Below are 25,374 nucleotides of genomic sequence, written 5' to 3'. Positions count from 1 at the left end.
GTATCATACGCGCTGTTTTGGACAACATTCAGGATGTCACAATGAGATTGGGTATCGCCTTTCCCATCGTTATCTTTATTATCGCCGTGATCTTTCTGGCCTGGTTTTTTATAGGCGGTTACGCACTGCCGGGAGGAGCACAATGAGAAAGACCACGATTATTATGCTGATCGTCGCCGTCATTACCGTCGTAGGCGTTCAGCTCGGCTGGTGGTAAACCGGAGATAAGCCGCGCCCCTGCCCGGCTTATCGTCTTTCACCACGGCGATTTTTCATCTGATACATCTCTTCGTCAGCTTGCTGAATGGCCGCATCCAGCGTCGTGACGCACGGCGCTACACCCCAGGATACCGATAGCGGCACCGACTGCCCCTGCGGGCTGAACGGGAACACCGCAATCTTTGCCGCAATCCGCTCAGCAACCATATGCGCATGGGCGATATCCGTCCGGCTCAGCAATACCACGAACTCATCGCCGCCGCTGCGAATGACCCAATCCCCGTTCGCTCGAACATCGTTCAACATACACTGCGAGATGGCCTGCAGCGCCCGGTCTCCGGCCTGGTGGCCATAGTTATCGTTGATCGCCTTAAACTTGTTACAGTCAAAAAGAATAACCGTCATAAAAGGCAGCCCGCGCTCCTGAATAAGGGCAAAAATATTGCGCGTAAAGCAGCCGGTTAGCGGGTCACGGTAAAAGCGCAGGTCAGCGTGGTTAAGGTGATAGCGGATCAACAGGAACAGTAAAAGTAACAGCACCGGCGCCATCGCCAGAATCGTCAACGCATAGGGGTTGTGCGCGATAAATAGCCACACCGGTAGCGCATATTTAATTTCATAGCGCGATGAGACCGTATGAATACGGTAGCTATCCAGCCAGCGGCAGTTGCCGACAATACACAGCACTTCGCCCGTTTCTCGACTTTGATAGCCCAGAATTAATCCCGATGGTACCTGTTGATTGAATGCCTGGTTCAGTATCCGCTGCAGTTCGACCCGCGAAAGGTCATAGGCCAGATAGCCGATGATATGGTTACTTGGTTCACCTTCAGAGAGATCGTAGATATAACTCACCACGCTGTAGGCCTTATCGCCGGTAATTTTGTCGGCGTAAAAGGTGGTTGAGCTAAGGGATTTTTTACGCATGCTTTTTTGCAGCACGCGGTCATAGAACATTTCCGGTTCATGGAAGAACTGGCGCGGGTCATTAGCCATCTGCGAGGTTTCAAAGCTAAACGGCACGGAATCAGTGGGCGTAAACCAGTAAAACCAGCGGCCGTCGCTGGCAATAATATAGCGATGGATATCGTGCTGCTCAGGGTTGAGCGCCCGGACTTTATCCCTGATATATTCGGCAGCCACATAGATACAGCGGGCGCTGCGCTCGGGGCTACGGGTAATCAACGCTCCATGCTGCTTATCGATATTTTTGGGATCGGCGTTAATTCCCCAGGCGCCACCACGGGGCTCGAAAACCTCGGCATCGCCGCACAGATAGTGGCGGCTTATCTGCTGGTAACGTACGCCCGCGGCTTCCGCCATCAGTTCGTTATCGTTAAACATCGTCACCATCTGGCTTTGCATCGCGTTAACCCCTTCGCTCACCTGCGACAGCGTACGCTGGTACAAGAAGAAAACGGCAAGGCAGATGAGCAGAGAAGTGACCGCTACCGAGGCAAGCAGAGACTGCTTTTTACGCAAACTATCCTGAATAATTCTCACTGACACCCCGTACGGATGGGTTAATTCCCTGAAACGCCACCCGCGCAGCCAGCCGCTGCGTCCGGTACGTCTTCAATACGTATCAGATCATTATGGCTGAGAACTTTCGCAAGCGAGAATTTGATCCTGTCAGGAGTGAAGCGGAATGGCAATACCCATTCAGGCGGGTGAGCGCAGGGGCTCACCCGAGGTGATTACTGCTGCTCTTCGGAACCTAAGAAGTAAAATCCCAGTGGGATAGAGCACAGGACGGTAAATATTGAGCTGTAAACCATCACCATCGCCCCTTGCAGGACAAACATGCCGGTTGTCCACTCAGCGTATGGCAGATTATATTCTCTGACCACACCACCAAAGGTTGCTCGCCCTACCACCACTAAAGCAATGGCAAATACTACTACCGCACACAGCAGGAATTTCTTGCCGTTTGGTGTCCGCAGTTTTTCCAGAATCATCGCATCCTCCCGACGCCGATCGCATGATATTTCGCTGTATTTGTAACATTAATGAAGCATAAGTTGAATGTTTTTGTTTGCGATGAGTAAAGGACTGACAATAAAAAACGGGCGCGCGCGGCTCCCGTTTTAATTACTGTCATCATGCTAAAGCATGAGCGCAGACGGCCAGATTCAGTCTTTCGCCGGAGCGCCTTTCTTCTCCAGTTTGCCATGTTTAAAACAACGGCAGCGGAGGACAAGGCCATGGCCTGGCAACCTTTTCTTTATGTGATTACGAATGCGTCGCCCCGGCGATCCGCAAAACGCGGCAAGCTGAGACTGGTGAAAAACCGTTAACGCTGCCCGCCCGCAGGCAGCGCTCGGTGGCGATTACTCGAAGAAGACTTCCGGGTTATCGGCCAGGGAGACGAACGTTTTGCTGTTTTTATCCAGTGCACGAATGGCACCGCTTTCGATGTCATATACCCAGCCGTGCAGGCGAATCGCGTTGTCGCGCAGGCCCACGGCCACCGACGGGTGCGTCTTGATGTTATTCAACTGAGCAATCACGTTCTCTTCCACCATCGCGTTCACCTTATCGGTTTCAGTCGCGTAGGTTTTCTTCTCGACAACCGCTTTCGCCGCGTCGGAATAGCGCAGCCAATGGGAAACCGCAGGCATCGGTTCCAGACACTGACAGGTAGCAATGGCTTTCATTGCGCCGCAGTTAGAGTGGCCACAGATAACAATATCGGTCACGCCCAGCGCGACAACCGCATACTCAATCGTCGCGGACACCCCGCCCGGTTCCGGGCCGAAGGACGGTACGATATTACCGGCGTTACGGATGACGAACAGCTGCCCCGGCTCCTGCTGGGTGACTAACTCTGGCACCAGACGGCTGTCGGAACAGGAGATGAACAGCGCTTTAGGATTCTGGCTGGAAGCCAGGCTACGGAAGAGTTCCTTACGTTGAGGAAAAACTTCTTTCTGAAAGTTGAGGAACCCTTCAATGATATGTTGCATAGCAGTATCTCTTTTTCGTTTTTACGCAGGTCATGATGAAAATCACATTTTCAGTGTACCACCTGCGCGCAGAAGGGAAAGTACTCAATCGTGTAACCTGACGTTACTTGCTGACAACAACTTTGTTTCGCCCGCTCTCCTTCGCGGCGTATAACGCCTTGTCAGCAAACGAAATGCACTCATCGGCGGTGAAACGCTTTTCTAATGAGGTAAAGACGCCGATGCTCACCGTCATTGGCTCCGGGGTCAGATTCGCTCCCGCTTTTGCCGTCTCCGATTCAATGCGCCCACGAATGCGCTCTGCTACCGTCAGCGCCACCTGCGCAGAGGCGTTATGCATCAACACGGCAAACTCTTCACCGCCGATGCGCGCCAGAATATCGCATTCACGGGTGGCGTTTTTTGCTAACTCAACGACGCTACGTATCACCGCATCCCCTGTCGGGTGTCCATAACGGTCATTGATACGTTTAAAGTGATCGATATCCAGAATCATCAGACTGATGCTCTCACCAGCTGCGATCAGTTGCTGCAGTTCTTTATAGAAATAGGCACGGTTGTAGATACCGGTCAGTGGATCGTGTATCGAGAGCATGGTGGAATTTTTGTGCATCAGGAAGATGTCATAGAGCAGCACGATGATCACAAAGAAGGTGCATACCACCTCAATGCCGCGACTCAGATACCAGACGGAGAAATTGTACTCATTCAGGTTCAGCAAAATCAGATTGCTGAAGAGGCTCGAGATGCAGAATACCGCAATGCTCACCCACAGCAGGTTCCTGAGTTGAGTGATGACAATAGCCAGCAGCAGCGTCATAAACCAGCCTGCCACAATCAACGCGCTGTAGTAACTGCTCCAGGCGTTACGGTCGTGACCGTTCGCTTTATTAATCAGATTCAGCGAGATCTGCGGATTGTAACTGGACAGATTGTGGGCAAATATCGCCAGAAAGAAAACCGTGAATGCCAGTATGATGACCAGCGCTTCGTCTTTACCATTCGGGCTAATGTTCTTCTTCAGCAAATAGGCGTAGTAAAGTGCAAAAAGGATGGCGACGATAAACGTGACCTGGCGAAAAAGATAAAATATAGCCAGATCGTTGGTAATCGCATTGAGTGGAATACACACAGAGATAAGTTTCTGGATTAGCGTTAAGGCCTCTACGCAATAAATATCAGAGCCTAAAAAACCTAATCCAAGAATAGCTACGTATAGTAGTTTCCTATTACAGATAAACTGGAAAAACATAAAGAAAAAGATAATCGCATCCAGCAGTAAAAGCAGTCCCGTAAATACCAGATAGTAAATATCAGGAATTACAATCCGATAGGTTGCCAGATGGTTAGCCAGCACAAACATGCCAACAAGTATCAGGCATGCGATGATTAAGAAAAAACTAACCCGAGGGGGTATTCGATGACAGCGCTGGCCCATATAGAGTCCTCCATGACTACTTCAACTGTTATAATCCTCCGCCATGTATGAGCATATTGCGTTTAATCAATATTTATTTTTATAAACCTTTATCGAACACAATATTAATTGAATAAGATTGACCTTTCGCCAACAAAAATAAAAAAAACGGCCAGGATGTTTTTTATCCAGTAATAGCATATTTGCTGTCAGGGGGGAGTTCTAAACCGCCCGAAGGCGGTATCGGGACGTTACTCTGTGATTTCCAGCGCATCCTGGATAGCATCGGCGAGCGCGGCAACTTCCTGAGAAACGTTGCGCAGGTCCATCTGGGAGCGAATCCCCGAATTTGCGGTGGATGCGGAAACGGAGGCTTTGGAGATCTCCAAAGCGGCCTGTACGGCCAATAAGCGTTTGTGGTTTTCAGCGGCATCAACGCCGGTGGCGCCATCGAGATCGAAGTACCCTTCTAACATTGTTCTCTCCTTATGATTTCTTGCCCAGTGTAGGGTGATATGTGCGATCGCGCTATCAAATTCGCCATCGGCAATAGCAATACTTAGTAACAATTAGAATACTATTACCATTCCCTTGCAGACCTTAAAATGTCAGCCGTAAACTATTAGAATTTTAATTTATTTACAAGTTAACTATTCATCACCACAATTCAATCAAATAATAATAAACATCAATACAACACATGACATACATCGGGAGCGTAAATGGAATTTAATGAAATGCTCAGAGGTTTTTTTGAGCAGGTCCGAAATGAATCAGACTTCCTGCAATTCTTAACAGAATTAAAACAAAATAATATATCGTATTACATTTACTTCGTTGCGACGGGGAACGTAAAGGTTGTGACCTCTTCTGATTCTTACGTTTCGATGAAAAGTGACCGTGGGCTCATTAAAATTAACTCAGAGGCTAGCAGTTGCCTGACGCGAATTGCCGCCAAGCGCCATTTCACTCACGTTACCGCCTTTGATCAGTATTGTCGGGAACTTGCCAGAGCCGGTGTGTTTAAATGGGTGGTGGATGTCAATGAGGTGAATCGCTATTACTGGTCAAAAGACAATCAGCTTTTGCACACGGAAAATATCATTAATCCTACGTAATTATTTTTAGATATAATAAAAGACCGTTGAGTGTTGCGTTAGCATAGCGATGAAACGTTTTATTATCGCTATAAGATGACCGTCGAAGCGGTCATCTGAATACTAATAGCGATACGTCGTAAACCATTAAATGACTGGCGTGTCCGGTTTTGCTATCAGGTCATTAATATTAAAATCCCCGGCAGAACAGTGCTCAACCGTGATGCTCATTGTGGCACCAGAACTTAGCTCTCCATTGGTATTAATTTCGATAACCGCATTACCGTTACTGTCATCCGTGATTCTGATATAAGAAGCGAGATCGGTCTCGGCAACATCCCCCAGCAGATCGCTTAAATCGATGCGATCGCCTTCGTCGACTCTGAAGTCTTTAATGACATCGTGCCCGTCATCGCCTTTAAGCCAGGTGAACGTATCGCTGCCACTTCCGCCGTACAGCGTGTCATTGCCTTTGCCGCCAATCAGAATATCGTTTCCGGAACCGCCGTAGAGGGTGTCATTGCCCTCACCGCCGTACAGCAGGTCGTTTCCGTCGCCACCATATAGCACGTCATCAGAACTTCCGCCGCCCAGCGTCCCTAATTTACTGACATCGTTGCGAAGCGCATTCATCATCTCGTCAACCGTCATGGCACTATTACCAAGCAGGTTTGCAAGCTCGCTGAACGAATTAGGGCCATCACCAATCAGAATGTCGTCGCCATGTCCACCATAAAGCGTATCGTTACCTTCGCCGCCGACAAGCAAATCATTACCACCGCCGCCAAAGATAAGGTCGTTTCCTGTTCCCCCAAACAGAGCATCCTTACCGCCCGCTTCCGGCAGCAGGCCATCGAGTCGCTCCTGATTTTCGGTGATCCAGACATGCATTTGAGCATCCGTCGCAGGCTGATCCAGCTTCATTTCAGCCGTGATGTAACTGCGTAGATCGGCCGCTGTCCCATCATCTCCGGCAAACGAGGCGATATCCCCGAAAATGATATCGTTCCCGGCCCCAGCGTTGACGATATCATCGCCCGGAGCCATCACGCCCTCTTTCCCCTGAATAGCGGCAGCAAGATCGCTAGGGTCGATGCCCGTCAGGCTACTCTTATCTGAATCAAATTTATCCAGAGTCGTTTTATTGACCCCAGTGCCAAGACCAATCGCTTCAACGTCAGATATCGCGTTAAGTTTGTCAAATGCCTCAATGGTGGTTCTTTCGCTATAATCACTCGTCTTATTACTCCCTGAAAGGTTCGGTTCTCCATCGGTGATAAAGTAAGTTATATTTTCAGCGCCCGTATTATGGTTTTTGAACCAGTCGGTCGCCGCATTAAAGGCATCGTAGTAATCCGTATTGCCATTGGCTGTAATGCCCTTGAGCACCGTTTCAAGCCTGCTGAGGGCATTCGAGTCACTGAGATCGATCGTCAACTTTAATGACGCATCGGCCGCAAAGGTAATCAGCCCAATGGTTACCGTACCCGCTCCCTGCCCCGCAGACTGAATTAGCGACTTAACGACCTCCAGGATGGCATTTTTTGCCGGCGTGAGACGATCGATAGTGACCTTTCCATCTTTCTTGACCATACTGCCCGATGTGTCCAGCACAAAACAGATATTGTAATCCTGCCCCTGTAGGATAATGTTTCCTTTCACGTCAGCCAGCACAATATCGCTATCGTCAGTGGTTCCGCTGACCGGGGAATCGCTTTTCGCGGTGCCTTCGACAACGTTACCTTTCTCGATGTCATATCCGCGCTCTTTTGAGGCGGTCACCTCGTTGTCATACTTATCAGAAGAAGTCACGGACGCTTCAATTTTCAGATCGCTGTCGTTTAGCAGTGAAGAAGTTGGCACATCAATCTTGTAGACCAACGCCCCATCGACCTCAACGACCTTACCGAAATATTTCTCTCCCCCGATAGACAACGTAACCACATCGCCCTCGCTCGCCCCTCCGGTTACCTTACCGGTGATGGAGGTGGTGGGCTCATCAATATCAGAGAAATTCAGCACATCGTCATTGGTGATAGGATCGATGGTGATCTCCACCGACAGCGGCGCCGGAGCCACGTCCGTACTGGCATCCTTCGGCACCTCGTTACCGTACTTATCTGACACCTCAACCGAGGCCTTCACCGTCGCCCCGTCCTTAATCACCGAGGTGTCCACCGTCGTGCTCCAGCGACCGTTCTCATCAACCTTCGCTTCGCCTATTACCATGTCACCGATGGTCAGCGTCACGATGGTCCCCTCCGGTGCGTCGCTGCTGCCCCGCACGTCGGTTCTGATCTCTTTCAGCTCGTCGTTATTGAGGTAGCCATCTTTGCCAATGACATCGATGGTGAGCTCCACCGACAGCGGCGCCGGAGCCACGTCCGTACTGGCATCCTTCGGCACCTCGTTACCGTACTTATCTGACACTTCAACCGAGGCCTTCACCGTCGCCCCGTCCTTAATCACCGAGGTGTCCACCGTCGTGCTCCAGCGACCGTTCTCATCCACCTTCGCTTCGCCTATTACCATGTCACCGATGGTCAGCGTCACGATGGTCCCCTCCGGTGCGTCGCTGCTGCCCCGCACGTCGGTTCTGATCTCTTTCAGCTCGTCGTTATTGAGGTAGCCATCTTTGCCAATGACATCGATGGTGAGCTCCACCGACAGCGGCGCCGGAGCCACGTCCGTACTGGCATCCTTCGGCACCTCGTTACCGTACTTATCTGACACTTCAACCGAGGCCTTCACCGTCGCCCCGTCCTTAATCACCGAGGTGTCCACCGTCGTGCTCCAGCGACCGTTCTCATCCACCTTCGCTTCGCCTATTACCATGTCACCGATGGTCAGCGTCACGATGGTCCCCTCCGGTGCGTCGCTGCTGCCCCGCACGTCGGTTCTGATCTCTTTCAGCTCGTCGTTATTGAGGTAGCCATCTTTGCCAATGACATCGATGGTGGGCTCCACCGACAGCGGCGCCGGAGCCACGTCCGTACTGGCATCCTTCGGCACCTCGTTACCGTACTTATCTGACACCTCAACCGAGGCCTTCACCGTCGCCCCGTCCTTAATCACCGAGGTGTCCACCGTCGTGCTCCAGCGACCGTTCTCATCCACCTTCGCTTCGCCTATTACCATGTCACCGATGGTCAGCGTCACGATGGTCCCCTCCGGTGCGTCGCTGGTGCCCCGCACGTCGGTTCTGATCTCTTTCAGCTCGTCGTTATTGAGGTAGCCATCTTTGCCAATGACATCGATGGTGAGCTCCACCGACAGCGGCGCCGGAGCCACGTCCGTACTGGCATCCTTCGGCACCTCGTTACCGTACTTATCTGACACCTCAACCGAGGCCTTCACCGTCGCCCCGTCCTTAATCACCGAGGTGTCCACCGTCGTGCTCCAGCGACCGTTCTCATCCACCTTCGCTTCGCCTATTACCATGTCACCGATGGTCAGCGTCACGATGGTCCCCTCCGGTGCGTCGCTGCTGCCCCGCACGTCGGTTCTGATCTCTTTCAGCTCGTCGTTATTGAGGTAGCCATCTTTGCCAATGACATCGATGGTGAGCTCCACCGACAGCGGCGCCGGAGCCACGTCCGTACTGGCATCCTTCGGCACCTCGTTACCGTACTTATCTGACACCTCAACCGAGGCCTTCACCGTCGCCCCGTCCTTAATCACCGAGGTGTCCACCGTCGTGCTCCAGCGACCGTTCTCATCCACCTTCGCTTCGCCTATTACCATGTCACCGATGGTCAGCGTCACGATGGTCCCCTCCGGTGCGTCGCTGGTGCCCCGCACGTCGGTTCTGATCTCTTTCAGCTCGTCGTTATTGAGGTAGCCATCTTTGCCAATGACATCGATGGTGAGCTCCACCGACAGCGGCGCCGGAGCCACGTCCGTACTGGCATCCTTCGGCACCTCGTTACCGTACTTATCTGACACCTCAACCGAGGCCTTCACCGTCGCCCCGTCCTTAATCACCGAGGTGTCCACCGTCGTGCTCCAGCGACCGTTCTCATCCACCTTCGCTTCGCCTATTACCATGTCACCGATGGTCAGCGTCACGATGGTCCCCTCCGGTGCGTCGCTGCTGCCCCGCACGTCGGTTCTGATCTCTTTCAGCTCGTCGTTATTGAGGTAGCCATCTTTGCCAATGACATCGATGGTGAGCTCCACCGACAGACTTGCTTGCCCAACGCTGCTTTGTTCACTGGCCGTCGCCTCATTACCGTAAGCATCGCGAGTCGTGACAGTGGCCAGTACATCGCCTGATGCCAAAAGATCGCTGGTATTCACATTTACCGACCAGCTACCATCTTCCTGAACCTTCGCGAAGTAGTCATGTCCATTGATGGTCACAGTGACAGTATCGCCAGGACGAACATCAAGCCCGGTTCCACCACTAACCTTCGTGGTTTCCTCCTCCGCTTCACGCATATTAATAACGTTATCACCCGCAATCACATCAATCGTGATACTGGCTTCAGGCAATGGGTGAGGTTCATCATTGCTGCTGCTGACGACATCCGGTTTTAACAGCGTGATGTCTTCCACCGGCGCAATCGCCGCCGTATCCAGCCCTTCTGTCGGATAGCCTGCGGTTGGGTCAAGGATTTCACCGGTCAGGTCGAGGATAACGTGGGTATGGCCGCTATGGTCACCCGTCGGTGCGGATGACGAATCAATAATAGTGCTGTTACCTGCAGCCGTTGCTTCAAGAATCTGGGTTGGGTCAGCACCTTCAGCAATCGCCTGCTGCGCTGCGGCAATGGCCTGCGGGTCAACATCAGCAGAAGCAGACGCTGACGTTGCCTCGCTGCCCCATTCACTTCCACGGCCCAGATCCATATTTTTGCCACTGGGAAGCGTAACGGTTACCGCTCCCTGATCGGTGACGACTAATTCTCCGCGCATAACCTGCTCACCTTCCGTTGCCAGACGACGAGTACCATTAGACGCGACGATCCACACCTGTCCCATAACTGCCTTTATCGTTCCTATAATCGCTGACATAGCTGTCTCTCCTTAGAATGCAAATTACGCGGTAGAAAATGGAATAGCCTACTTCTCAATCCTGTTTATCGTATTAATTACGTATCAGTTGTTGGCGCTAGACATCAGTTTAAATTTTTAAACTCCAAATATATATATCATTTATCGCATTAGTAATAATATTCACGTGTTATTTTTGTATTTATTTTAAAGACATCCACTTTATTGTCATTTTCGTTTTAAGCATTAGCTTAAAAGGTGGTGATAGATTAATAAAACGCGAGAAAAGCCAATCGGAGAAAATTAGCATGATGATGATTTTATTGATGATTTATCTAAAAAATAAAAACAAACATATTCCTGACAACCACTAAACCCCATTCTTTTTTTATGATTTGAACCTCCTTTCATTTGGATCTTTTAAGAATTGTACGTGATTATTATTAGCTGTGATTATAAAGAATTATTAAAGACTTATATAAGCAATTTCTGCATGTATATCTGGTAAATTACATCAGTAATCAAGTATTGTAATGTCTTTGGAGTCATTCCCCGGAATTTCAGGATAAGAAAGAACTAACCACCTTAGCCGGGTTTGTTATTAAGGATATAACTTATGACGCTACATTCCACAGCGGCTCACGAGAATGACGTAACAGAGCGACAAGACGAGATTAACTTTGATCAGCGCGAGCTCTGTGACGATCCGTTGCTTGATAGTCTGATGACCATTTGCACGCTGCACGGGAAAGCCTCCAGCCGCGTTTCACTGACGGCGGGTTTACCGCTGAGAAACAACCGCCTTACGCTTCCCGTTTTTCCTCGTGCAGCAGCGCGGGCCGGGCTGCGAGTGCGGATGCTCAAACGCGAGCTGGGTAAGATCAACGCATTATCTTTACCCGCCATCCTTATCCTGAAAAATAACCGTACGGCGGTCTTGTTTGGATGGAGTGAAAATGGGCAAGCACGGCTGCTAACCGGCGACACCAACGGTGGAGAAATTGCCGTAGAGCCATCCGTGCTGGCTGAAGAATATTCCGGCATCACGCTGTTTATTCAACCCATTCACCAGAGTGAACGAACTAAAGCCAGCCTGCTCCCGCGGACGCGAACCTGGTTTCGCGATACGCTGAAACTGTCACGCTTTCTCTATGTCGATGCCATTGTCGCCAGCTTTCTGATTAACGTGATTGCGCTCTGTACGCCATTGTTTGTCATGAACGTATACGACCGCGTGGTCCCTAATCAGGCCACCTCCACGCTATGGGTACTGGCAATCGGTATCACGGTCGCCTTCCTATTTGACCTATTGCTGAAAACGCTGCGCTCGCGCTGCCTGGATATTGCCGGCAAGAAAACCGACATGATTGTCTCCGCGTCGCTGTTTGAGCGCATCACCGGTATGGCGATAAAAGCGCGCCCGGCGCGCATGGGTAGCTTTGCTCAAAATATTCATGAAATTCAATCGCTACGCGATTTCCTCTCGTCATTAACCATGGCGACGCTTATCGATATGCCCTTCACGCTGCTAATGCTACTGGTGATTGGCGTTATCGGTGGGCCGCTGGTGTTCATTCCTTTAGTCGCCTTCCCTCTGGCGCTGGCCGTAAGTTGGGCCATCCAGAAACCATTGAACCAGACGATTGATGACACCATGAAGCTGGCCTCTGAACGGCAGGCAGTGTTGATTGAAACGCTCAGTGGCCTGGATGCGATGAAGGCCAATAACGCCCAAAGCGAACGCCAGTACATGTGGGAGAGCACGCTGGTGACCCTCAGTAAAAAAGAGCTGCGCGTTAAAACGCTCTCCACGCTCGCCGTTAACTTTACCTCCTGGCTACAACAATTCTCAGGCGTGGCGATGATCGTGGCGGGCGTCTATCTGATTATTGAGGGTCAACTCAGCATGGGGGGCTTGATTGCCTGCTACATGCTTAACGGACGCGCGCTGGTACCGATGGGCCAGTTAAGCGGGCTTGTCACCCGCTATCAGCAGGCCAAAATGACGATGAAAACCACGGAAGATATGATGGACCTGCCTCAGGAGCGTCAGGACGATCGTCCGTTGGTCGCCCGTGAGAAATTGCTGGGCGGCATCACCTTCCAGAACGTCACCTTTACCTACCCAGGCCAGAAACGCCCCTCGCTCAATAACCTCTCTTTTACCATCACCCCTGGAGAACGCGTCGGGATTATCGGCCGTAGCGGCTCGGGAAAAAGCTCGCTAGCAAAACTGATTATCGGCTTTTATCAACCCGACTCAGGTGAAATTCTGCTGGATGGTATGGACGCCAACCAGATTGATGTTAACGATGTGCGCCATAACATTGGCTACGGGCCGCAGGATATTCACCTGTTCAGCGGTACGCTGCGCGAAAACTTAATCAGCGGCGCCAGCTATGTCGAAAACGAGGCGTTGCTTCGGGCATCCCAGCAGGCGGGCGTCCATGAATTCGCACGCAAGCACCCGGACGGCTACAACATGCAGGTGGGTGAGCGAGGGCTCAACCTCTCCGGCGGCCAGCGTCAGGCGGTCATGCTGGCGCGTGCGCTGCTGCTGGAGCCGCCGGTATTGTTGCTCGATGAGCCAACCAGTTCTATGGACAACACCACGGAAGATAGCGTGCGTCGCGCGCTAATGGACTCCATTAAAGGGCGGACGTTGCTGCTGGTCACGCACCGTGCCTCCATGCTTTCCCTCGTCGATAGGCTGATCATCATTGACCGTGGACGCATTATTGCTGACGGTCCAAGAGAGAACGTCCTGGTCGCGCTGAAGAAGGGGCAAATCCATGCGACACAATAAATGGCTAAAAAACCTGCTGCGCCGGTTAGGGCTGGGCTATAGCGACAACGATCTCACGATTAATGGCATTAACGGGCTCGTGATGGCGGACGGGCCACGTTCAGCCCGCACCACCCTGTGGTCATGTCTGGTGTTCTTTATTGTCTTAATCATCTGGGCTGCCAACGCGCAGATTGATGAGGTTGCCCGAGGAGATGGTAAGGCGATTCCATCATCACGTCTGCAAAAAGTCCAGAACATGGAAGGCGGCATCGTTTCTGAAGTCTTCGTCCATGAAGGTCAGGTGGTGGAAGCCGGGCAGCCCTTGCTACGGCTCGACGACACGCGCTTTAAATCGAATGCCGGTGAAAGTGAAGCCGACCGCTACGCCTTAATGGCGCAAATTTCACGGCTGGAAGCGCAAATTGCGGATAAACCGCTCGTTCTGAGTGACGATATCGAGCGTGAAGCGCCGAATATTGCTAACGGCGAGCGGGCGCTGTTCAATACGCAACGTGCGCGATTCAGCAGTGAAGTTGCGGGTCTGGAAGAGCAGTTATCACAGAAAAAACAGGAACTGCTCGATTATGAAGCTAAAAAAACGCAGTTCAGCCATAGCCTGGGGCTCATTCAGCAAGAAGTCAGAATGTCAGAGCCGCTGGTCAAAGCCGGGGCGATTTCAAAAGTTGAAATACTTCGCCTGCGCCGCTCTGAAGTCGATACCCGCGGCCAACTCGACTCCATCGTGCTCGCCATTCCTCGGGCCCGATCGGCGGTGAAAGAGATAGAAAATAAGATTGCCGAGTCTCGCGGACGCTATCACAGCGAAATGCTGGGGCAATTGAATGAAGCGCGCACCAACCTTGTCAAAATTGAAGCCAGCGGCAAAGCCATTGAAGACAGAGTCAATCGTACATTAGTGACCTCACCGGTACGCGGGATTATCCAGCAAATGCTGGTCACCACGATTGGCGGCGTTATTCAGCCCGGCAGCGAACTGGTTGAGATTGTTCCGCTGGATGACAGTCTGCTGGTTGAGGCCAAAATAAGGCCGCAAGATATTGCGTTTCTTCATCCCGGACAGAAAGCGATGATCAAATTTACCGCCTATGACTACACCATCTATGGCGGCCTGCAAGGCTCTCTGGAGCATATTAGTGCTGATACCATCACTGATAAAGAGGGCCGTAGTTTTTACCAAATCCGCTTAAGGACGGATCGTAATTATCTCGGTAGTGAGGAGAAGCCGCTGTTGATTATTCCGGGAATGGTGGCTTCTGTCGATATCATGACAGGGAAGAAAAGCGTACTCAGTTATCTATTAAAACCAATATTAAGAGCGAAGTCAGAAGCACTTCAAGAACGATAGTACCCCTATATACGATGGAAATTGATGAAAGGATAACATTATGAACAAACACATTCGGGTATTAACCAGCCTCTCTCTGCCGCTGCTGTTCGCTAACAACGTTAGCGCGGCCACGCTCGAACAAGCCGTTAAAGACAGCTTGCTCTGGCACCCGCAGGTGAGCGCGTCGGTCAACAGCCGCTATTCTGCCGATGAGGATTTACGGGCGGCAAAAGGCGGTTATCTGCCAACCTTAAATCTCTCCGCCGGCACCGGCTGGGAGCAGACCGATAATTCCAGCACCCGTGCAGCCAACGATCACCGTCGCAACCTGAACCGCAGCGAATCCAGCCTTAATCTGCGCCAGAATGTGTTTAACGGCTTCGCCACCACCAGCGAAGTGGCCCGACAAAAGGCGACCGTGAACTCCCGGGCGTACACGGTAATGAACACCAGTGAAGTGACCGCGCTGAATGCGATTCAGAGCTATCTCGACGTTCTGATGCGTCAAAAAATGGTGCAACTGGCACAAAATAACCTGAAGAGCCACGAGCGCGTGTTTGACCAAATCCGCCTGCGTACCGAACAGGGCGTAGGCCGTAAGGCTGACTATGAGCAGGCGCAGGCGCGTCTGGCGCAGGCGAGAAACAACCTGCTGACCGAACAAACCAACCTCGAAGATGCCCAGGCTAACTACTACAGCGTGGTCGGCAAAGAGGCCAGCGGCCTGTCAATGCCGATGACGACCAAAGTTCCAGGCTCTCAGGCCGAAGCCCGTAAGCAGATGCTGGAAAACAGCCCGCTGCTCAAGCAGGCCGACGCGGACGTTGAAGCCACTCGCCAGCAGTATGAAGCCGCGAAATCCCGCTTCTACCCGAGCGTGGATATCGACCTCGGCCGTCGCATGGATAACAACGTCGACGGTACGCGTGGTCACGATCAGGAGTGGCAGGCGATGGTTCGCATGAACTACAACCTGTTTAACGGCGGCAGCGATAAAGCACAGCTCTCATCTTATGCCTATAAAATGCAGGAAGCACAGGACGTCAAACGCAATGCCCTTCGTCAGCTGGATGAGGAGCTGCGTCTGTCCTGGAACGCCTGGCAGAACGCCAAACAGCAGGTGCCGATCGCCAAAGATTACGCCGATCGCAGTGCCGTGGTGCGCACAGCGTACCAGGAGCAGTTCAGCATCGGTGAACGTAGCCTGCTGGATATGCTGGACAGCGAAAACGAAGTGTTCAACGCCCAGCGCCGCTACGTCGAAATGCAGTTTGTGGAGATGTTCACCACCTACCGCATCAACGCCCGAATTGGCGATCTGCTAAAACAGCTGAATATTCAGGCACCAACGGCCGCACAGCCGGTGGATGAGCAGCAGACGGCACACAGCAACCTTCCTGAATTAAAATAATCGCTAGCCCATAGCGATGGTCTTCCTCTTCTCTGGCGGTGCCGGGGAAGAGGATGTTTGTTTTCCAACGCGGCGCGTCCCTCACGGTTGCCGTTCTACGCATGTTGTTCACTTCACTCGCAGTAAATCGCTGTACCTCGTTGTGTATCGCGGCGACAGCATCTCTCTTTTCATTTGCCACTCCTGTTGAATACCCTGCCCGGCAAAATAGAGCGTCCCCTTCCCGGCTTTCGTGTTGATGCGGTCCAGCACATCCATCAGCGGCGCGCTGTTACGCCGTGGTGCGTTATCATCAAACAGGTCGAGCTGCACAATGCCCTGGCTGTAAAAATCCCCCAACATGACGCCTGCTTTTTGGTAGCGATGGCCGCTCTGCCATATGGCCTCCAGACAGCGCGTCGCGGCGGCGACAATATCCCTGGTGTCCTGCGTGGGCGTAAGGAGTTTCACGGATGCGCTGTTTGCATAGTACGGCGCCCTTTCTGCAAACGGAGACGTTTTCACGAACGCAGAAATAAACCGGCAGTACTGATGCTCGCCGCGCAGTTTCTCCGCCGCGCGGACGGCATAGCTGCAGATAGCCTGTCGCATCTGCTCGTAATCGGTAATCCGTTCACCAAACGAACGGGAACAGATAATCTCCTGCTTCACGGGGGCAAACTCTTCCAGCGCAAAGCACGGCTCGCCGCGCAGTTCACGTACCGTTCGTTCCAGCACCACGCTAAAGTGCTTCCTGATAAAACGAATATCGGTGTCCACCAGTTCAAGCACGGTGTTGATCCCCATCGCCTTCAGCGATTTGCTTATCCGACGCCCAATCCCCCACACCTCATCAACCGGCAGCGCGGCCATCAGCTTACGCTGGTTCTCCACGTTAGACAGGTCGACAACGCCATCGGTCTGCTGCTGCCACCGCTTGGCGGCATAATTGGCCAGCTTCGCCAGCGTCTTGGTCTGCGCGATGCCGACCCCCACGGTCAAGTGCGTGCGCTGACGCACGGTGCTGCGGATCTCCCGACCAAAATCCACCAGATCACGGCAGTTGCTGACGCCCGTCAGGTCGCAGAATGACTCGTCAATTGAATACACCTCGCACCGGGGAGACATCTCTTCAAGGGTGGTCATCATCCGCAGACTCATATCGGCGTACAGCTCGTAGTTGCTGGAAAAAAAATGAACGCGTTCGGGGAACGCCACCCCTTTGAGCCGGAACCAGGGCGTGCCCATTTTGATGCCAAGCGCTCTGGCGGCGTGGCTACAGGCAATAACGCAGCCGTCGTTGTTACTCAGCACACACACCGGTTTGTCCTTAAGGTCTGGCCGGAACACCGTCTGGCAGCTGGCGTAAAACGAGTTTGCATCAACAAGGGCAAACATCAGCCAACCGTCTTCAGGATATGTGTCACGACGCCAAAAATATCCAGCGAGGCTTCGCCGCTGAACTGAATCGGCCTATAGGACGGGTTTTCAGGAATCAGCATTACCGACGGGTGTGTTTGCAGGCGCTTAACCGTGAACTCACCATCAACCGCCGCGATCACGATATCCCCGTGCTGTGCAGTTTTAGCGCTATCGACCACCAGCAGGTCGCCATTGCCTATTCCCGCGCCGCTCATGGAATCCCCGGCGGCGCGAACAAAATAGGTCGCGCTGGGATGCCTTATCACCAGCTTATTTAAATCAATACGCTGCTCGACATAGTCCTGCGCCGGATTCCCATATGAACTCATTCTGCCCATATCTTGTCAATCCGGACGATAATGCAACTGTTTTGGGTCACTATGAGAGAACTGCTTGGATCATCATGCATAATTTACCACCAACCAATAATACTGTACACACATACAGTACAGTGAGCTTTGAAGGGAGAGCAAGAAGCTTTTAGGGTGATAAACTAAACGCGTTGAAGTTTTGGCAAATTTAGTTTGTAGGATTAGAACATCCAGGATGTGGTAAACGATAATGTCCAGAAATGGGCGGTTTTACTCGGATACTTGCCTGCATATAAACAGTATCATCGTTCGACAATAGTTGAGGATCTGCTCAGTTCTTCTAAAGCCATATTAATGTAATTACTTAATAAGAGGCTGAGTTCATAGGAATTCCGTCCTTGATTGAGTTCCAACACAACATCCTTGAGATTGGACTGCAAGGATTCGACGGCTAGTCTTGCTTTAATTAAATCCATGGCGATTCAAGGCGAGAAATTTCCCGCCTTGTACTGTGAAGAGTATTCGACTCCTGAGCCAGCCAGGAGAGCTGGTTTTAACCTGTATTTATATTTTCTGCTTTCAGCTTCGAAAGGACAAAAGCCGATAGGATATAAACTAATTTCTCCAGTCTCTCAGACAGGAGGCATCCCCAAAGACCAGTTTTGTCCGCTGAAAGAGAATCCTTCAGGGTAACGACTGGCTGAATTGTAGGACTGGATCCATCCAGGGTAGCGCACGCCAGGGGAGCTGATATCAGCTAAGGAAGTCTTCTCACTCTCACTCAGTTGTATGGATAAGGCCCCTAGATTGTCCTTTAGTTGCTGTACATTGCGAACACCTGCGATAACACTGGTGACGTGAGGAGATGAGAGTAGCCAGGCCAACGCTATCTGAGCGGGAGTGGCATTATGAGAGAGTGCTATTGTGTTTAGGACATCAACAATGTCCCAGGCGCGATTTTTGTCAACGGGTGGGAACTCTATTTTTGAACGCCGAGCTGCGCTATCAGCCTGACCATTGCGATCGAACTTTCCAGATAATAAACCGCCTGCAAGAGGGCTCCAGCATAACAGCCCGGTTGTGCTGTCCTGTATCGCCGGCAACAGTTCATGTTCAATATCACGGCAGGCCAGCGAATAGAACGACTGGATACTGGCGAACTTCTCCAGATTTCTTTCACGAGAAATACCAATAGCTTTAGCAAGTTGCCAGCCGGCAAAGTTTGAACAACCGATATAGCGAACCTTTCCCTGTCTTACCATATCATCAAGGGTCTGAAGTACACTTTCCAGAGGCGTTGCGGCATCAAAATTGTGGAGCTGATACAAATCGATATGATCTGTCTTAAGTCTTCGTAGACTCGCTTCCAGCGCGTTCATCAGATGGTATCGTGATTGTCCGACCTCATTCGCGCCATTGCCGGTTCGCGAATGAGCTTTTGTCGCCAGGAAGACTTGCTCCCGCCTCCCGGAAAGGACTTCGCCCAGAATGGTTTCTGAGCCGCCCTGGCCATAGACATCGGCGGTATCTATAAAATTGACCCCGGCATCAAGGGCTTCACCGACAATCGCGTCGGCATCCTCTCTGGTAAGACGTCCAATGGCATTTCCTGCTGCATTATCCGCTCCGCCAAATGTCATCGCGCCAAGGCAGATTCGAGAAACATAAACACCTGTCTGACCTAACTCCGCATATTTCATTCTGATTCCTCTCGTTTTAGTCTTAGTGATACTGGTTCATCAACCTCACCCGATATAGTATTAACAACACTAATTTCTTATTCATTCGTACAAATATCATGATAGATCCTCTATCCGATGTTCTTTCGTTGCTTCAGGTTACAGGCATGCTTACTGCCAGAATGGAAGCCAGAGGTCAGTGGGCAATGCAGTTCCCTCCCTATAGCCATATGAAGTTCGGGACCGTACTACAGGGAAACTTCTGGTTATGGGCGGATGACATCACGCCAGTTCGCCTTAAGACAGGCGATTTTTATCTTCTGACTTCAGGTAAGTCATATTGCTGTGGTTCGGAACCGGGTTTACTGACGGTTGACGGACGTGAGGTTTTCGCTTTACGGCGTGATGCTAACGGAATTGTTCGTTACGGCCATGGTGAGGCAGTATGTGAAGCTGTCGGGGGGAAATTTGTCTTTGAAGGGCCAGTCAGCCAGTTGTTACTAAAGTATCTGCCTTCTGTTCTTGTGACCCGACACGAAAATGCAGCATCGCCCATTCTGAACGCGCTTATTACGATAATATCGCAGGAAACCATTTCCATGAGGCCCGGACACCATATTGCTGCAGGCAGTCTTGCGACGCTCGCCCTGGTGCAAATGCTTAGGGAATGGCAGACAGGCGAGCAGAAAGAGGCTCTCTGGTTCAGTGCTCTCAGCGACAGAAAAATCAGCCATGCACTGTCACTCATCCATTCGACACCTTCATTTAGCTGGACGCTGTCAAAACTGGCTTCCGAGTCGGCAATGTCAAGAACGGCATTCACCAACCGCTTCCGCCAGCTAACGGGTTACTCACCTATAAACTATCTCATGATGTGGCGTATGGAGCTCGCTTGCGTAAAACTAAAGCAGCACCGTGAAAGTATTTCAGAGATTGCGGAATCTATCGGATATGTATCTATCCCATCATTTTCGCTGGCATTTCGCCGTTATACCGGCATGAGTCCGGGAGCCTGGCGCAGGCTGTCTCCAGTCGCATAAAAGAAGGAACCTGTACTCAATAAGAAAAGAAAAAATATTTTCGAATAGATTCACCGGTTGCCGCGTTTACTCATCATTAACACACTGATGGAGTTCGCTTATGACCGAAATAACGCAACCTGTAACGCGACAGCGCTACGACACCTTCACCCTGCTCCTGCACTGGGTTACGGCAGCCAGTGTGATTTTTCTGTTTGCCAGCGCCCATATCTGGGAGCTGCTGGAACGGGGAACACCACTCAGAAAAGGGTTACAGGCGGTTCATATTTCCTGTGGGATTTTGCTTGCGTTGGTAATGGTCATTCGACCGTTATGGCGACTAGTCAGCCATATAAGCTCCCGCTTTTCGATGCCTCCGATTGAAGGTACTCGGCTGGCTAGAAGCCTTGCGCATGGGGTGCACGGCGCGCTTTACCTTCTCCTGTTAATACAAATAGTTCTTGGGTTTCTTTTCCGCTGGTCACAACAAGAACCCTTCCGATTCTTTGGGCTTTTTGATCTTTCGGGCTGGGTGTCAGTTACCCCCTCACTCCGACATACCCTGGCTCAGTGGCACGGTAATGTGGCCTGGGCACTGATTGCTCTCGCTTCTGCACATGCATTCGCTGCGCTTTTCCATCACTACCTGTTACGGGACGGCGTACTGCGTCGTATGCTGCCCGGCCGCGCTTTTCGTTAATCAGGAGTTCACCATGAATCGTGTTTCGCTTATCTCTTCCGCTGCTCTGAGGCATTTTCTGTTGCCTCTGGCGTTTGTTCTGCTCCCTGCCCCTTCGGTTTTTGCCGCGGGCGACGATAATACAAATAAAAAAACGCCAGATTGTCCCTCCGGACAGGTTTACAACAGCACGACAAAGCAGTGCATGCCGGAGAAAACCAGCCAGCTCAGTGATGAGGATAAAACTCGTTATGCTTACCATCTGGCCAAAAAAGGAGAATATCAGGCAGCCCTGAACCTGCTCGACACGCTAAAAAATGGCAATACCGCTGAGGCATGGAATTATCGCGGGTATGCCACTCGTAAGCTGGGCCGTACTGATGAAGGGATTGGCTACTATCAGCGTGCATTAGCACTCGATCCGGGCTATGCCAAAGTACGCGAATACCTGGGTGAAGCCTGGCTGGTAAAGGGGCGCCCTGACCTGGCAAGAGAACAGTTGAAAACCATCGCCTCACTTTGCGGTCATGGCTGTGAGGAGTACAGGGATCTACAGGCTGCCATTAATGGCCATCCCGAATCCTGAGTAATGGTATGAGGATCATAAAATCACTACCAGTGACGTTCGTCAGCATCTTGCTGAACATCTGACGCGCCTTTGGCGCTATGGGCTGGTTCTGTCACGTAACCGTGAGGTCGCGGAGGAACTGGTCCAGTCAACCTGTGTCCGCGCGCTTGAAAAAAGCGCGCAGTTTACCCCCGGTACGCGTATAGACAGTTGGTTATTCGCAATCCTGCACTCCATCTGGATTTCTGATGTGCGCGCCCGTCGGGTGCGCCTTGGGCAGGGTTTTGTTGAAAGCGATGAATTACTGGCACCTGATACCAGAGAGCGGGATGATACCCACCTTCACTATGCGAAAATTATGCAGCACGTGAGTACTCTGCCAGAAGCCCAACGCAATGCCGTTTTTTTGGTCTACGTTGAGGGTTTCACCTATCAGGAGGCATCAGAAACATTGTCCGTACCGATTGGAACGATCATGAGTCGGCTGGCGACTGCGCGGGCGAAAATAGCCCAGATGGTTAACACACCGCCCCCTGTACAGGAGAAACGCTCTTGAAATCCACCCGATTCACAGCACCGTACAGTGATGAGGCGATCACCGCCTGGCTTGATGGCGAGATGCTGGCAAATGATGCTCAGCGATTTGAGGACGCTCTTGAGCAGGATGAACAACTGGCTCAACGAACTGAATTGCTGCGCCTCAACCAGGATGACTTTGCCAGTGCGTTTACGCCCCTTCTTAACGCGGCACCCCAGTCACGCATGGAGGAACAGCTGGCTAACCTGCTTTCCCAGGAACCCGCAACCACCGACAAAGCATCAGGGGTCAGCCGCCGCTCGTTGATCGCTGCCTCGCTAAGCTTTCTGGTTATCGGTTCAGGGCTGGGCTATTTCGCGCGCCCCACAACCCGCACTCTGAGTGAAAGTGAAAAAATTCGCGACCTTGAGGCTCAGTACATGTCGCTGTATAGCGCAGAAACATTACTCGATGCAGACAATTCCACATCTGCGTTGCAGCGGGGACTGGTACGTACGGCGCAGGACATTGGTTTGCAGGCAAATGAGCGGCAACTTGCCTTGCCGGGAGCTGAGTTAAAAATGGTACGCATGCTGCGTTACGACAGTACGTCGATTGCGCAAATTGCCTGGATGCATGCTGACTTCGGCCCGATGGCGCTGTGTATTTCCCCGGACCGTCATCCTGCCAACGCCGAGCTTAGCCAGGAGCAGCGTCATTCAATGAACCTTGTCTGGTGGCACTCCGGGCGTCATCAATTTGTGTTGATTGGCCGTAACCCGGTTTCTCAGTTGAGGCAAAACGCGCTGACATTGCAGGCGGAGCTGGCTTAGATGAGCGAACCTCCCGGCAGTCTGAAGGACTGCCTGGGTGGTTTATGCAATCAAGTGAGGACTCGCCTGAATATCTATATTGATTGTTACTGTGTCATCCACCAGTGCAGCAAAACTGTCCATATCGAATGCTGAACGCGAAATCGCTGTCGAGGCATGCAGAGAAATGCTCTCGGCCGCGAGAAACTCCCCATTTTTCCCCTTCAGTAAAGCATCCAGAATGACCGGGCGAGAAACGTTCTTAACGGCCAGAGTACCAAAAACACGGAAATGCCCCTCTCCCAGTGCTATCACGCGACTGCTGGTGAAAGCGATATTCGGGTAGTGTCCAGCATCAAAAAATAGACTGCTTTTCATCTGATAAGTGAGCAGATTATTGGATGCCTCCAACGTTGCGACGGGAATGATCACATTAATATGGTCTTTCTCTGCATGTCCAGGATCCAGCGTAATGTCTCCCGTAACTTTGCCCAGGCTTGCTTCAGAGGTTTCCCCAAATGCACGCCAGGAGAGTGCAATTGTCGTCTTCTGGGTGTTGATGTTATAGCTGGCTGATTTGGCGTAGAGTGAAGGTGAAGTGATTAAAAAACCGAGAGCAATGATGGGTACAATACGCGTCATAGTGATAATCCTTAAGGTGATTACGATGTAAACGCGCCAACCGTGCTTTATATTCGGTTGTAGACATTCAGTTGTAATCCAGAGCTACTGGCTAGTCCGGAATACGCATCAATAAGCAAAGATATTTTCTGAGAAATGATGAAGATAAGAATTAGTGACGAATAACCAGGAGACCTGAATGAGCATTGATCTTGATTTTGAAAATTTGAGCGTACGTGCTGTTGAGTACAACGCACGTGCTTCAGTGAAGGATTTTGACGGTTGTATGGTTGAGTATGCTGAACTCGCGCGTGAGGCAAAACTTAAAACACCAGGTATTTACGATCTGCATTATGGTATGGCTGCTGCTGAGCGACTGGATTTGTTCCCGACACCTATTCAACCTGCACCTTTGCTGATTTTTATCCACGGTGGATATTGGCACTCTCAGCGTAAGGAAGAAGCCTGTTCAATGGCTGCTGCTTTTAGCCAAAATGGAGTAGCAGTTGCCACGCTGGAGTACACCCTGGCACCTGAAGCAACGTTATCAGAAATCGTACATGAGGTACGGAGTGCGGTTGCCTGGTTGTATCATAATGGAGAGAAATTTGGCATCGACCCAGAGCGGATCTTTGTCAGCGGAAGCTCTGCGGGAGGCCACCTGTGCGGCATGCTCATTCCAGACGATTGGCAACTTCGTTACCGACTGCCATCGAATGCTATAAAAGGGGTACTGGCATTAAGTGGGTTGTACGATCTTCGTCCTCTTTGCGAGACCTATATAAATGAATGGCTAAATTTATCCATTGTTCAGGCAAAAAAATTAAGTCCCATCTTTTCTCTTCCGGGTAAGGCTTATGCCCCCAAAATTTTGCTTAGCGTAGGAGCCCTGGAGACTTTAGGTTTCAAAAATCAAACGGAAGCCTACTATCAGGCATGTTGTGATCAGGGTCTTGATGTAAAACTACTCGAGGACCATAAAAGCAATCATTTTACTCTGGTCAATAATCTGGCAGATCCACAAAGCGAGATGTTTCAATCAGCTATGGAGATGATTAACTCATTTAGATAAGTGAGACACTCTTTTGAACCTGTTTTCGTCAGCAAGAACGAAGAAATGAAAATAAATGATAGGTTATACACGTGTAATTAGCCGCCAGGGATTCATTCAGGGAGGCATGGATAAACCTCCCTGAATGACATTCCGATTACTGCGCCTGACCCCGGTTTATCTTAGTGAGTGGCTCATTCACATCGAAAATTTTGTAGATGACTTCGGACACCCCGAGTGGCTTCAGGCGTTCTGAGTGCTTTTTGACATAAGCCAATGCAGTATCCTCATCCTGAAACAGGTAAATGCCGCCAGCCTCTTGATTATCCTTACTTTCAGTCCAGATTTTCCAGATAAAACCAGGTTCAGAATTGATTGATTCTGCCAGGCCTACCAGTTGACGAGACATTTCGGGACCAAACGGGCCATGAAAATCAAAGTGTAGCTGTAAAAGTTTGTTCGACATCATACCTCC

Annotated in this window: 21 protein-coding genes and 1 pseudogene; 11 read left to right on the top strand and 11 right to left on the bottom strand. The window is 51.2% G+C overall.

What is annotated here, in order from left to right; all coding sequences use genetic code 11:
- Nucleotides 1-41 precede the first annotated feature (41 nt).
- On the top strand, nucleotides 42-146 hold the full coding sequence (locus tag AB2B48_RS03380) for a YoaK family small membrane protein (RefSeq protein ID WP_035897158.1): 105 nt from the start codon (nucleotides 42-44) through the stop codon (nucleotides 144-146).
- A 100-nt stretch (nucleotides 147-246) separates the two neighbouring features.
- Here AB2B48_RS03380 and AB2B48_RS03375 read toward each other — a convergent pair whose 3' ends face one another.
- From AB2B48_RS03375 to AB2B48_RS03355, 5 genes are all read right to left on the bottom strand, one after another.
- The gene (locus AB2B48_RS03375; RefSeq protein ID WP_368300793.1) at nucleotides 247-1,722 is read right to left on the bottom strand and encodes a GGDEF domain-containing protein; all 1,476 of its coding nucleotides are present in this window, start codon (nucleotides 1,720-1,722) and stop codon (nucleotides 247-249) included.
- Nucleotides 1,723-1,916: 194 nt separating this feature from the next.
- The gene (locus AB2B48_RS03370; RefSeq protein WP_185665949.1) at nucleotides 1,917-2,177 is read right to left on the bottom strand and encodes a DUF2534 family protein; all 261 of its coding nucleotides are present in this window, start codon (nucleotides 2,175-2,177) and stop codon (nucleotides 1,917-1,919) included.
- A gap of 372 nt (nucleotides 2,178-2,549) precedes the next feature.
- Nucleotides 2,550-3,185, bottom strand: coding sequence for a carbonic anhydrase (locus AB2B48_RS03365; protein WP_185665948.1), 636 nt, complete (start codon nucleotides 3,183-3,185; stop codon nucleotides 2,550-2,552).
- Nucleotides 3,186-3,288: 103 nt separating this feature from the next.
- Nucleotides 3,289-4,437, bottom strand: coding sequence for a sensor domain-containing diguanylate cyclase (locus AB2B48_RS03360; protein WP_368301903.1), 1,149 nt, complete (start codon nucleotides 4,435-4,437; stop codon nucleotides 3,289-3,291).
- 416 nt (nucleotides 4,438-4,853) lie between these two features.
- On the bottom strand, nucleotides 4,854-5,078 hold the full coding sequence (locus tag AB2B48_RS03355) for a hypothetical protein (protein ID WP_185665946.1): 225 nt from the start codon (nucleotides 5,076-5,078) through the stop codon (nucleotides 4,854-4,856).
- Nucleotides 5,079-5,324: 246 nt separating this feature from the next.
- Here AB2B48_RS03355 and AB2B48_RS03350 point away from each other — a divergent pair, with 246 nt between their 5' ends.
- Nucleotides 5,325-5,720 carry a DUF1398 domain-containing protein gene (locus AB2B48_RS03350; RefSeq protein ID WP_220440610.1) on the top strand — a complete coding sequence of 132 codons (396 nt, stop codon included), beginning with the start codon at nucleotides 5,325-5,327 and terminating at the stop codon, nucleotides 5,718-5,720.
- A 126-nt stretch (nucleotides 5,721-5,846) separates the two neighbouring features.
- On the opposite strand, the gene AB2B48_RS03345 is transcribed toward AB2B48_RS03350, so the two are convergent.
- A complete protein-coding gene (locus AB2B48_RS03345) occupies nucleotides 5,847-10,715 on the bottom strand; it encodes a retention module-containing protein (RefSeq protein ID WP_368300792.1) in 4,869 nt (1,622 codons plus the stop codon).
- Nucleotides 10,716-11,310: 595 nt separating this feature from the next.
- Between AB2B48_RS03345 and AB2B48_RS03340 the strand changes: the two genes are divergently transcribed.
- From AB2B48_RS03340 to AB2B48_RS03330, 3 genes are read left to right on the top strand one after another with little or no spacing between them, the layout of a single operon-like run.
- Nucleotides 11,311-13,500, top strand: coding sequence for a type I secretion system permease/ATPase (locus AB2B48_RS03340; protein ID WP_368300791.1), 2,190 nt, complete (start codon nucleotides 11,311-11,313; stop codon nucleotides 13,498-13,500).
- Nucleotides 13,487-14,848 (top strand): HlyD family type I secretion periplasmic adaptor subunit, encoded by a 1,362-nt coding sequence (locus tag AB2B48_RS03335; protein ID WP_368300790.1) that lies wholly within the window; start codon nucleotides 13,487-13,489, stop codon nucleotides 14,846-14,848. The genes AB2B48_RS03340 and AB2B48_RS03335 overlap by 14 nt, the downstream gene beginning before the upstream one ends.
- A gap of 40 nt (nucleotides 14,849-14,888) precedes the next feature.
- On the top strand, nucleotides 14,889-16,241 hold the full coding sequence (locus AB2B48_RS03330) for a TolC family outer membrane protein (protein WP_368300789.1): 1,353 nt from the start codon (nucleotides 14,889-14,891) through the stop codon (nucleotides 16,239-16,241).
- A 108-nt stretch (nucleotides 16,242-16,349) separates the two neighbouring features.
- Here AB2B48_RS03330 and AB2B48_RS03325 read toward each other — a convergent pair whose 3' ends face one another.
- The 3 genes and pseudogenes from AB2B48_RS03325 to AB2B48_RS03315 form a co-directional block, all read right to left on the bottom strand.
- Nucleotides 16,350-17,618: a Y-family DNA polymerase gene (locus tag AB2B48_RS03325; RefSeq protein ID WP_368300788.1), complete on the bottom strand. Its 1,269-nt coding sequence runs from the start codon at nucleotides 17,616-17,618 to the stop codon at nucleotides 16,350-16,352.
- Nucleotides 17,618-17,956: pseudogene (gene umuD / locus AB2B48_RS03320) on the bottom strand (translesion error-prone DNA polymerase V autoproteolytic subunit); the annotation flags it as partial. The pseudogene umuD and the gene AB2B48_RS03325, both read right to left, overlap by 1 nt.
- A gap of 629 nt (nucleotides 17,957-18,585) precedes the next feature.
- Nucleotides 18,586-19,653 (bottom strand): aldo/keto reductase, encoded by a 1,068-nt coding sequence (locus tag AB2B48_RS03315; protein ID WP_368300787.1) that lies wholly within the window; start codon nucleotides 19,651-19,653, stop codon nucleotides 18,586-18,588.
- Nucleotides 19,654-19,799: 146 nt separating this feature from the next.
- Here AB2B48_RS03315 and AB2B48_RS03310 point away from each other — a divergent pair, with 146 nt between their 5' ends.
- The 5 genes from AB2B48_RS03310 to AB2B48_RS03290 all read left to right on the top strand — a co-directional run bounded on the left by AB2B48_RS03310 (nucleotide 19,800) and on the right by AB2B48_RS03290 (nucleotide 23,248).
- Nucleotides 19,800-20,672 carry an AraC family transcriptional regulator gene (locus AB2B48_RS03310; protein WP_368300786.1) on the top strand — a complete coding sequence of 291 codons (873 nt, stop codon included), beginning with the start codon at nucleotides 19,800-19,802 and terminating at the stop codon, nucleotides 20,670-20,672.
- A 100-nt stretch (nucleotides 20,673-20,772) separates the two neighbouring features.
- Entirely contained in the window at nucleotides 20,773-21,351 is a 579-nt protein-coding gene (locus AB2B48_RS03305) for a cytochrome b (RefSeq protein WP_368300785.1), read from the top strand.
- 13 nt (nucleotides 21,352-21,364) lie between these two features.
- The gene (locus AB2B48_RS03300; RefSeq protein ID WP_368300784.1) at nucleotides 21,365-21,916 is read left to right on the top strand and encodes a tetratricopeptide repeat protein; all 552 of its coding nucleotides are present in this window, start codon (nucleotides 21,365-21,367) and stop codon (nucleotides 21,914-21,916) included.
- Nucleotides 21,917-21,938: 22 nt separating this feature from the next.
- Entirely contained in the window at nucleotides 21,939-22,454 is a 516-nt protein-coding gene (locus tag AB2B48_RS03295; RefSeq protein WP_368301902.1) for a sigma-70 family RNA polymerase sigma factor, read from the top strand.
- On the top strand, nucleotides 22,451-23,248 hold the full coding sequence (locus AB2B48_RS03290; protein WP_368300783.1) for an anti-sigma factor family protein: 798 nt from the start codon (nucleotides 22,451-22,453) through the stop codon (nucleotides 23,246-23,248). The genes AB2B48_RS03295 and AB2B48_RS03290 overlap by 4 nt, the downstream gene beginning before the upstream one ends.
- Before the next feature lie 42 nt (nucleotides 23,249-23,290).
- Here the strand turns inward: AB2B48_RS03290 and AB2B48_RS03285 are convergent, their stop codons facing one another.
- Nucleotides 23,291-23,869 carry a YceI family protein gene (locus AB2B48_RS03285; protein ID WP_368300782.1) on the bottom strand — a complete coding sequence of 193 codons (579 nt, stop codon included), beginning with the start codon at nucleotides 23,867-23,869 and terminating at the stop codon, nucleotides 23,291-23,293.
- A 178-nt stretch (nucleotides 23,870-24,047) separates the two neighbouring features.
- Between AB2B48_RS03285 and AB2B48_RS03280 the strand changes: the two genes are divergently transcribed.
- Nucleotides 24,048-24,920, top strand: coding sequence for an alpha/beta hydrolase (locus AB2B48_RS03280; RefSeq protein ID WP_185666325.1), 873 nt, complete (start codon nucleotides 24,048-24,050; stop codon nucleotides 24,918-24,920).
- 136 nt (nucleotides 24,921-25,056) lie between these two features.
- Here AB2B48_RS03280 and AB2B48_RS03275 read toward each other — a convergent pair whose 3' ends face one another.
- Nucleotides 25,057-25,365, bottom strand: coding sequence for a monooxygenase (locus AB2B48_RS03275; protein ID WP_185666326.1), 309 nt, complete (start codon nucleotides 25,363-25,365; stop codon nucleotides 25,057-25,059).
- Between the last annotated feature and the right edge of the window lie 9 nt (nucleotides 25,366-25,374).

The sequence above is a fragment of the Kluyvera sichuanensis genome (assembly GCF_040930405.1).
GTDB lineage: Bacteria > Pseudomonadota > Gammaproteobacteria > Enterobacterales > Enterobacteriaceae > Kluyvera > Kluyvera sichuanensis.
The sequence above is the reverse complement of the archived record's forward strand: the minus strand, read 5'-3'. Positions and strand labels throughout refer to the sequence as shown.

Coding starts and splice junctions, on each gene's coding strand:
- AB2B48_RS03380 (WP_035897158.1), top strand. CDS start 42: ATGAGATTGGGTATCGCCTTTCCCATCGTTATCTTTATTATCGCCGTG.
- AB2B48_RS03370 (WP_185665949.1), bottom strand. CDS start 2,177: ATGATTCTGGAAAAACTGCGGACACCAAACGGCAAGAAATTCCTGCTG.
- AB2B48_RS03365 (WP_185665948.1), bottom strand. CDS start 3,185: ATGCAACATATCATTGAAGGGTTCCTCAACTTTCAGAAAGAAGTTTTT.
- AB2B48_RS03360 (WP_368301903.1), bottom strand. CDS start 4,437: ATGTTTTTCCAGTTTATCTGTAATAGGAAACTACTATACGTAGCTATT.
- AB2B48_RS03355 (WP_185665946.1), bottom strand. CDS start 5,078: ATGTTAGAAGGGTACTTCGATCTCGATGGCGCCACCGGCGTTGATGCC.
- AB2B48_RS03350 (WP_220440610.1), top strand. CDS start 5,325: ATGGAATTTAATGAAATGCTCAGAGGTTTTTTTGAGCAGGTCCGAAAT.
- AB2B48_RS03345 (WP_368300792.1), bottom strand. CDS start 10,715: ATGTCAGCGATTATAGGAACGATAAAGGCAGTTATGGGACAGGTGTGG.
- AB2B48_RS03340 (WP_368300791.1), top strand. CDS start 11,311: ATGACGCTACATTCCACAGCGGCTCACGAGAATGACGTAACAGAGCGA.
- AB2B48_RS03335 (WP_368300790.1), top strand. CDS start 13,487: ATGCGACACAATAAATGGCTAAAAAACCTGCTGCGCCGGTTAGGGCTG.
- AB2B48_RS03330 (WP_368300789.1), top strand. CDS start 14,889: ATGAACAAACACATTCGGGTATTAACCAGCCTCTCTCTGCCGCTGCTG.
- AB2B48_RS03325 (WP_368300788.1), bottom strand. CDS start 17,618: ATGTTTGCCCTTGTTGATGCAAACTCGTTTTACGCCAGCTGCCAGACG.
- AB2B48_RS03315 (WP_368300787.1), bottom strand. CDS start 19,653: ATGAAATATGCGGAGTTAGGTCAGACAGGTGTTTATGTTTCTCGAATC.
- AB2B48_RS03310 (WP_368300786.1), top strand. CDS start 19,800: ATGCTTACTGCCAGAATGGAAGCCAGAGGTCAGTGGGCAATGCAGTTC.
- AB2B48_RS03305 (WP_368300785.1), top strand. CDS start 20,773: ATGACCGAAATAACGCAACCTGTAACGCGACAGCGCTACGACACCTTC.
- AB2B48_RS03300 (WP_368300784.1), top strand. CDS start 21,365: ATGAATCGTGTTTCGCTTATCTCTTCCGCTGCTCTGAGGCATTTTCTG.
- AB2B48_RS03285 (WP_368300782.1), bottom strand. CDS start 23,869: ATGACGCGTATTGTACCCATCATTGCTCTCGGTTTTTTAATCACTTCA.
- AB2B48_RS03280 (WP_185666325.1), top strand. CDS start 24,048: ATGAGCATTGATCTTGATTTTGAAAATTTGAGCGTACGTGCTGTTGAG.
- AB2B48_RS03275 (WP_185666326.1), bottom strand. CDS start 25,365: ATGTCGAACAAACTTTTACAGCTACACTTTGATTTTCATGGCCCGTTT.